This window comes from Deinococcus pimensis DSM 21231 (genome assembly GCF_000519345.1).
Taxonomy (GTDB): Bacteria; Deinococcota; Deinococci; order Deinococcales; family Deinococcaceae; genus Deinococcus_A; species Deinococcus_A pimensis.
This window is the reverse complement of the sequence record NZ_KI912648.1, coordinates 33,348-41,213: the sequence shown is the minus strand read 5'-3', so window position 1 is coordinate 41,213 and position 7,866 is coordinate 33,348. Positions and strand designations below refer to the sequence as shown.

The 7,866-nt window shown below is 70.9% G+C and carries 6 protein-coding genes; all 6 read left to right on the top strand.

Annotated elements, in window-relative coordinates:
* Nucleotides 1-629 precede the first annotated feature (629 nt).
* Nucleotides 630-2,288, top strand: coding sequence for a biosynthetic-type acetolactate synthase large subunit (gene ilvB / locus DEIPI_RS0113760; RefSeq protein WP_027482144.1), 1,659 nt, complete (start codon nucleotides 630-632; stop codon nucleotides 2,286-2,288).
* Nucleotides 2,285-2,842 (top strand): acetolactate synthase small subunit, encoded by a 558-nt coding sequence (gene ilvN / locus DEIPI_RS39885; RefSeq protein ID WP_027482143.1) that lies wholly within the window; start codon nucleotides 2,285-2,287, stop codon nucleotides 2,840-2,842. The genes ilvB and ilvN overlap by 4 nt, the downstream gene beginning before the upstream one ends.
* A 94-nt stretch (nucleotides 2,843-2,936) precedes the next feature.
* A complete protein-coding gene (gene ilvC, locus DEIPI_RS0113750; protein WP_027482142.1) occupies nucleotides 2,937-3,947 on the top strand; it encodes a ketol-acid reductoisomerase in 1,011 nt (336 codons plus the stop codon).
* 174 nt (nucleotides 3,948-4,121) lie between these two features.
* Nucleotides 4,122-5,684, top strand: a complete 1,563-nt coding sequence (locus tag DEIPI_RS0113745) for a 2-isopropylmalate synthase (RefSeq protein WP_027482141.1) — start codon at nucleotides 4,122-4,124, stop codon at nucleotides 5,682-5,684.
* A 28-nt stretch (nucleotides 5,685-5,712) separates the two neighbouring features.
* Nucleotides 5,713-7,404 (top strand): dihydroxy-acid dehydratase, encoded by a 1,692-nt coding sequence (gene ilvD, locus DEIPI_RS0113740; protein WP_027482140.1) that lies wholly within the window; start codon nucleotides 5,713-5,715, stop codon nucleotides 7,402-7,404.
* Nucleotides 7,405-7,407: 3 nt separating this feature from the next.
* A partial coding sequence (locus DEIPI_RS31110; RefSeq protein ID WP_157463658.1) for a class I SAM-dependent methyltransferase occupies nucleotides 7,408-7,866 on the top strand: 459 nt, incomplete at its 3' end.

Here is a 7,866-nt window from a genome sequence, read left to right as displayed (position 1 = left end):
ACGCGACGCTCGCCAACCGGGTGGACAACGCGGTCAGCACGGCGCTGCGCGACACGCCCACGCGGGACCTCGGCGGCGCGGCGTCCACCGAGGCCTTCACGGAGCGCGTCCTGCAGGCGCTCTCGCAGACGGGGATGCTGAGCTTCGAGTACTGACCCGGGAGGTCGGGCGGGGCGGGAGGCGACGGCCTCCCGCCCCGCCCGACTCGTTCGAGGCGCCAAACAAATGTTCGTCTTGCTCCTAACAACTGTTCGTCCCCTTCCAAACGAATGTTCGTCACCTCGTCATGCACTTGACGCGCCTCTCCAATAACTGTTAACTTGACGCAAATGGTCCGCGTGAATGACATTCTCGTCCTTCTTGTACTTGGCTGCGGGGGTTCTCGAAGCTAGGCGCAGACGCGTGTACCGAGACCCCCGAGCCCCGAAGGCTCGGGGGTCCACAGTTGAAGCGGCAGTGACAGAGGCGGCACAGGCAGGCAGGGCACCACACGACGGAGGCAGCATGCACAGCACGGCACAGGACACCAGGATGCAAGGGGCCACGAGGCTCCACTGCTCGCACGCGCGCCGCGACGACCCCCGGGTCACGCGGCGCGCGACCCGTTCGGGAGGCGCACGATGACCACCATGACCGGCGCCGAGGCCCTCTGGCGCACCCTCGTCGCGCACGACCTCACCACCGTCTTCGGCTACCCCGGCGGCGCCATCATGCCCGTCTACGACGCCCTCACCGCCTTCCCCGACGTCCGGCACGTCCTCACCCGCCACGAGCAGGGCGCCATCCACGCCGCCGAGGGCTGGGCCAAGGCCACCGGACACGTCGGCGTCTGCATCGCCACGAGCGGCCCCGGCGCCACGAACCTCGTCACGGGCCTCGCGGACGCCATGCTCGACAGCGTCCCCCTCGTCGCCATCACCGGGAACGTCGCGCGGCACCTCATCGGCACCGACGCCTTCCAGGAAGCCGACATCACCGGCATCACCCTGCCCGTCACGAAGCACAACTACCTCGTGAAGTCCGCCGCCGACCTGCCCGCCGTCGTCGCCGAGGCCATCCACATCGCCCGCTCGGGCCGGCCCGGCCCCGTCCTGATCGACATCCCCAAGGACGTGCAGCTCGAAGCCTTCGACGGCGAGATCCCCGCGCCCGAACCCGAGGGCGAGCGGCACGAGCCCTCCGAGGAGGCCGTCATGGCCGCCGTGGAGCTGCTGCGCTCCGCGCGCCGTCCCGTCCTGATGGTCGGCGGGGGCGCGCAGGGCGCCTCGCGCGAGATCACCGAGTTCGCCCGCGCGTGGAACGTCCCCACCATCACCACCCTGATGGGCCTCGGCGTCTTCCCCGCCAGCGACCCCCTGTGGCTCGGCATGCCCGGCATGCACGGCTCCGTCGCCGCGAACCGCGCGATCAGCGGCGCCGACGTGCTCGTCGGGATCGGCCTGCGCTTCGACGACCGCGTCACCGGACGCGTCCGCGACTTCGCCCCCAACGCCCGCATCATCCACGTGGACATCGACGCCGCAGAGATCGGCAAGATCGTCACGACGAACGTGCCCGTCCGCGGCGACGCCGCGAGCGCCGCGCGCGCCCTCACCGCCCACGCCCGGCCCTTCGACCACCCCGAGTGGAACGCCGAGATCCAGGAATGGAAGGGCCGCTTCGTCCGGCACGAGCACTGGAGCGCCGGGTACGCCGTGAAGGCGATCACGGACCGCCTCGGCCCCGACGACATCCTCGCGACGGACGTCGGCCAGCACCAGATGCTCTCCGCGCAGCTCGCGCGCTTCGAGAAGCCGCGCCGCTGGCTCACCTCCGGCGGGCTCGGCACGATGGGCTTCGGCTTCCCCGCCGCGATCGGCGCGGCCATGGCCCAGCCCGAGGTGCGCACGGTCGTCATCGCCGGGGACGGCGGCTTCCAGATGACGGCGCAGGAACTCGCGACCCTCACCCGCTACCGCGTGCCCGTCAAGATCGCCGTGATCAACAACAGCTTCCTCGGCATGGTCCGCCAGTGGCAGGAGATGTTCCACGGGCGCCGCTACAGCGAGGTGTGGCTCGGCGACAGCAACCCCGACTTCGTGAAGCTCGCCGGGGCCTACGGCATCTTTGGGGTCCGCGCCGAGAGCGCCGACGAGCTGCCCGCCGCGATCGACGCGTGGCTCGCGCACGACGGGCCCAGCCTGCTCGAAGCGGTCGTCCCGCACGAGCACGGCGTCTTCCCGATGGTCCCGGCGGGCGCGAGCCTCAGCGAGATGGTCGAGACGGCCCCCGAGGGGGTGGCGAAGTGAGCCTGCCCACCTCGGACTTCCTGCTGAGCCTCATCGTCCGGGACGAGCCGCGCGTCCTCACGCGCGTCGCGAGCCTCATCGGGCGGCGCGGCTACAACATCAAGAGCCTCTCGGTCGGCACGACCGAGGTGGCCGGGGTGTCGCGCATGACGATCGTCGTGTCGGGCGACCGCAGCGTCGTCGAGAACGCCATCCGTCAGCTGGAGAAGCTCCAGGACGTCATCCGCGTCGTGGACCACGCGCTGGAGAAGTTCGTGGACCGCGAGCTCGTCCTCGTGAAGGTCGCGATCCGCTCCAGCGAGGAACGCGTGGAGGTGCGCCACATCGCCGACGACTTCCGCGCCCGCATCGTGGACGTGGGCCGTCACGCCCTGATCTTCGAGGTGACGGGCGACGAGGGCAAGATCACCGCCTTCATCGAGCAGATGCGGCCCTTCGGGATCCTGGAGACCATGCGCACCGGACGCGTGGCCCTCACGCGCGGCAGCAACGCCGACGTGCCCGGCCACGTCTACGCCGGGGAGACCCGCGCGCTGGAGCCCGCCGTGAAGTAGCCTCCCACACCGCCGTCCGGGCGCCGCGCCCGACCGAACCCGCCCACTCTCCCCCGACCGCCGCTTCCCGGCGCCGGAACCCAAGGAGCCTCACATGACCGCGAAGATGTACTACGACGCCGACGTCTCCCTCGCCCCCCTGCAGGACCGCACGATCGCCATCATCGGGTACGGCTCGCAGGCGCACGCGCACGCGCAGAACCTGCGTGACAGCGGCCTCGACGTGGTCGTCGGCCTGCGCGAGGGCAGCCCGTCGCGCGCCAAGGCCCTGCAGGCGGGCCTGCGCGTCGCGAGCGTCGAGGACGCGACGAAGGAGGCGGACGTCGTGATGCTCCTCATCCCCGACGAGCACCAGCCCGCCGTGTACGAGGCGTCGGTCGCGCCGAACCTCACGCCCGGCAAGACCCTCGGGTTCGGGCACGGCTTCAACATCCACTTCGGTCGCATCACGCCGCCCGAGGACGTGAACGTCATGCTCGTCGCGCCCAAGGGCCCCGGCCACATGCTGCGGCGCGTCTACGCGGAGGGCGCGGGCATGCCCGGCATCTTCGCGGTGCATCAGGACGCCAGCGGGGGCGCGCGCGAGATCGCGCTCGCCTACGCGCGCGGCATCGGCTGCACCCGCGCGGGCGTCCTGGAGACCACCTTCAAGGAGGAGACCGAGACGGACCTCTTCGGCGAGCAGACCGTGCTGTGCGGCGGCCTCACGAAGCTGATCCAGACGGGCTTCGAGACGCTCGTCGAGGCGGGCTACCAGCCCGAGATCGCCTACTTCGAGACCCTGCACGAGGTGAAGCTCATCGTGGACCTCATCTACGAGAAGGGCTTCGCGGGCATGCGGCACTCCATCAGCAACACCGCCGAGTACGGCGACTACGTGACCGGCCCCAAGCTCATCACCGAGCAGACCCGCGAGACCATGCGCGAGGTGCTGGGGCGCATCCAGCGCGGCGAGTTCGCGCGGGAGTTCGTCGCGGAGACCGAGGCGGGCTACCCCAACATGAAGCGCTGGCGCACCGAGATGAACGAGCACCCCCTGGAGGTCACGGGCCGCCGCCTGCGCGACATGATGCCCTTCATCGAGAAGAAGGAACTGGAGGTCTGAGGAGCCGTCAGCAGTCAGCGTTCAGCGGTCAGTTGCCGTCGGTCATCACGACGAGCTCACGGTCACCGCTCCGACCCTGACCGGACCCGCTCCCCGAACACGGGCGGCGAGAGACTCAGGACCAATCACCGACAGCTGACGGCTGACCGCTGACAGCTTGCCTCAAGGAGCATCATGCGACGAGTTCGAATATTCGACACCACCCTGCGCGACGGCGAGCAGTCGCCCGGCGTCGCGCTGAACCACGCGCAGAAGATCGAGATCGCGCACGCCCTCGCGCGGCTCGGCGTGGACGTCATCGAGGCGGGCTTCCCCATCACCTCCGACGGGGACTTCGAGTGCGTGCGGCGCATCAGCCGCGAGGTGCGCGGACCCACCATCTGCGGCCTCGCCCGCACCGCCCGCGCCGACATCGAACGCGCCGCGCAGGCCCTGGAGAGCGCCGCGCGCTCCCGCATCCACGTGTTCACGTCCGCCAGCACCATCCAGATCGAGCACATGCTGCGCAAGACGCCCGAGCAGGTGATCGAGGCGAGCGTGAACGCCGTGCGCCTCGCGCGCGAGTACACCGACGACGTGGAGTTCAGCGGGCAGGACGTGATGCGCGCCGACTTCGACTTCGTGATCCGCCTCTACCGCGCCGCGATCGAGGCGGGCGCCACGGTCGTCAACATTCCCGACACGGTCGGGTACGGCACCCCCCAGGAGTACGGGGCGCTCATCGCCCGCGTCCGCGACGAGATCGTCGCGGGCCGCGACGTCGCGATCAGCACGCACTGCCACGACGACCTCGGCATGGCCGTCGCGAACAGTCTCGCCGCGGTCGAGAACGGCGCCACGCAGATCGAGTGCACCGTGAACGGCATCGGGGAGCGCGCCGGGAACACCGCCCTGGAGGAGGTGGTCATGGCGATCCACACCCGCCGCGACCACTACCGCGCCGAGACGGGCATCCACACCCGCGAGCTCTTCCGCGTCTCCCGTCTGGTGTCGCGCCTGACGGGCATGCCGGTCCAGCCGAACAAGGCCGTCGTCGGCGACAACGCCTTCGCGCACGAGAGCGGCATCCATCAGGACGGCGTCCTCAAGCACAAGGAGACGTACGAGATCATGAACGCCGAGCTCGTCGGACGCGAGGCGGCGGTCATGGTGATGGGCAAGCACTCGGGCCGCGCGGCGTTCCGCAAGGCCCTCGCGGACCTCGGGTACGTCACGGACGGCGCGGCCGACCACGGCCTCAACGACGACGCCGTGAACGTCCTGTTCGCGCGCTTCAAGGAGCTCGCGGACCGCAAGGGCCAGATCTACGCGGACGACCTGCGCGCCCTCGTGGAGGCCGGAAGCGAGGTCCAGCAGACCTTCGCGCTCGACAGCCTGCAGGTCCTGTCCGGCACGCACGTCACGCCCACCGCGACGGTGCGGCTCGTCACGCCGGACGGCACGAAGGAGGCCGCCGCCACCGGGGACGGCCCCGTCGCCGCCGCGATGAACGCGATCTCCGCCGCGACGGGCATCACGCCCGAGCTGGAGACGTACCGCCTGCAGAGCGTCACGCGCGGCAGCGAGGCGCTCGGCGAGGTCAGCGCGGGCGTGCGCTACAAGGGCGTCACCGTGATGGGCATCGGCCTCGCGACGGACGTCGTGGAGGCCTCCGCGCGCGCCTGGCTGCACGCCGTGAACCAGATCGTGGCGGGCCAGGCCCGCGTCAAGTCCACCGTCACGGCGGAAACGCCGTGAACTTCGGCGTCGCCCTCGAAAGGAATCCATGACCGACACGAAGACGAAACAGCTCAACCGCAACTCCCGCGCCGTCACGCAGGGCGACGAACGCGCGCCGAACCGCGCGATGCTGCGCGCCGTGGGCTTCACGGACGAGGACTTCCAGAAGCCCATCATCGGCGTGGCGCACGCGCAGAGCAACATCACGCCCTGCAACAACGGCCTCGGGGCGCTCGCGGACCACATCATCGACGCGGTCCGCTCGGAGGGCGGGATGCCGCAGGTGTTCGGCACGATCACCGTCTCGGACGGGATCAGCATGGGCACGGAGGGCATGAAGTGCTCCCTGGTGAGCCGCGAGGTGATCGCGGACAGCATCGAGACGGTCTGCCGGGGCCAGTCGCACGACGGGGTGCTCGTGGTGGGCGGCTGCGACAAGAACATGCCGGGCGCGATGATCGCGATGGCGCGCCTCGACATCCCGGCGGTGTTCGTGTATGGCGGCACCATCAAGGCCGGGCATCACGACGGGCAGGACCTGACGATCGTGAGCGTGTTCGAGGCGGTGGGCTCGTACAGCGCCGGGAAGATCGACCGGGAGACCTTCGAGGCGATCGAACGCAAGGCCTGCCCCGGCAACGGCTCGTGCGGGGGCATGTACACGGCGAACACCATGTCGAGCGCGTTCGAGGCGCTCGGGATGAGCCTGCCGTTCTCCTCGACGATGGCGGCGGAGGACCTGGAGAAGGCCGAGAGCGCCGCCGCGTCGGGCCGCGCGCTGATGCGCCTCGTGGAGGACGACGTCCGGCCCAGCCGCATCCTCACGAAGGAGGCCTTCGAGAACGCCATCACGGTGATCATGGCGGTGGGCGGCAGCACGAACGCGGTGCTGCACCTCATGGCGATCGCGCACGCGGCGAAGGTGGACCTGTCGCTCGACGACTTCGAGCGGATCCGCGAGCGCACGCCCGTGTTCTGCGACCTCAAGCCCAGCGGGCGGTACGTCGCGACGGACCTGCACCGCGTGGGCGGCATCCCGCGCGTGATGAAGATGCTCCTCAGAGCGGGTCTGCTGCACGGCGACTGCCTCACCGTGACGGGCCGCACCGTCGCCCAGAACCTCGCGGACGTGCCGGACGTGCCGGAGGAGGGTCAGGACGTCATCCGTCCCTTCGAGACGCCCGTGTACGAGCAGGGGCACCTCGCGGTGCTGCGCGGGAACCTCGCGCCGGAGGGCAGCGTCGCGAAGATCAGCGGCCTGCGGTCCATCAAGATCACGGGGCCCGCGCGGGTGTTCGACTCTGAGGAGGCGTGCATGGACGCGATCATGCACGACCGCGTCACGGCGGGCGACGTCGTGGTGATCCGCTACGAGGGGCCGCGCGGCGGGCCCGGCATGCGCGAGATGCTCTCCCCCACCAGCGCGATCATCGGCAAGGGCCTCGGGGACGCCGTGGGCCTCATCACGGACGGGCGCTTCTCGGGCGGCACGTACGGCCTCGTGGTGGGGCACGTCGCGCCGGAGGCGTACGTGGGCGGCCCCATCGCGCTCGTGCACGAGGGCGACACGATCACGCTCGACGCGGAGACCTGCGAGCTCACGCTGCACGTGAGCGAGGACGAGCTCGCCGCGCGCCGCGCGGCGTGGACGCCGCCCGCGCCGCGCTACACGCGCGGGGTGCTGTCGAAGTACGCGAAGCTCGTCGGGAGCGCGGCGAAGGGCGCGGTCACCGACTAGCCGGTGGGAGTCTGGGACGCGGACCTGTACGCCTCGCGGCACGACTTCGTGTGGCGGCACGGGGCGGGCATCCTGGAGTGGCTGGACGCGCGGCAGGGCGAGCGGATCGTGGACCTGGGCTGCGGGACGGGCGAGCTCACCGCCCGGCTCGCGGACGGGGGGGCGCTCGTGGAGGGCCTCGACGCCTCCCCGGAGATGATCGCGTCGGCGCGGGCGCGCTTCCCCAACCTCGTGTTCCGGGTGGCGGACGCCCGGACCTTCGAGGTGGACGAGCCCGTGGACGCCGTGTTCTCCAACGCGGCGCTCCACTGGGTGCGGCCCCCCGAGCCCCTCGCCCCGCGCGTGGCGGCCGGCCCTGATGCCCGGCGGGCGCCTCCTCGCAGAGTTCGGCGGGCGCGGGAACGTGGCGGGCGTCGTGGACGCCGTGAACGCTGCCCGCGTGGCGCTGGGTCTGCCGGAACG

Coding starts and splice junctions, on each gene's coding strand:
- DEIPI_RS0113745 (WP_027482141.1), top strand. CDS start 4,122: ATGCGACGAGTTCGAATATTCGACACCACCCTGCGCGACGGCGAGCAG.
- ilvD (WP_027482140.1), top strand. CDS start 5,713: ATGACCGACACGAAGACGAAACAGCTCAACCGCAACTCCCGCGCCGTC.
- ilvC (WP_027482142.1), top strand. CDS start 2,937: ATGACCGCGAAGATGTACTACGACGCCGACGTCTCCCTCGCCCCCCTG.
- ilvB (WP_027482144.1), top strand. CDS start 630: ATGACCGGCGCCGAGGCCCTCTGGCGCACCCTCGTCGCGCACGACCTC.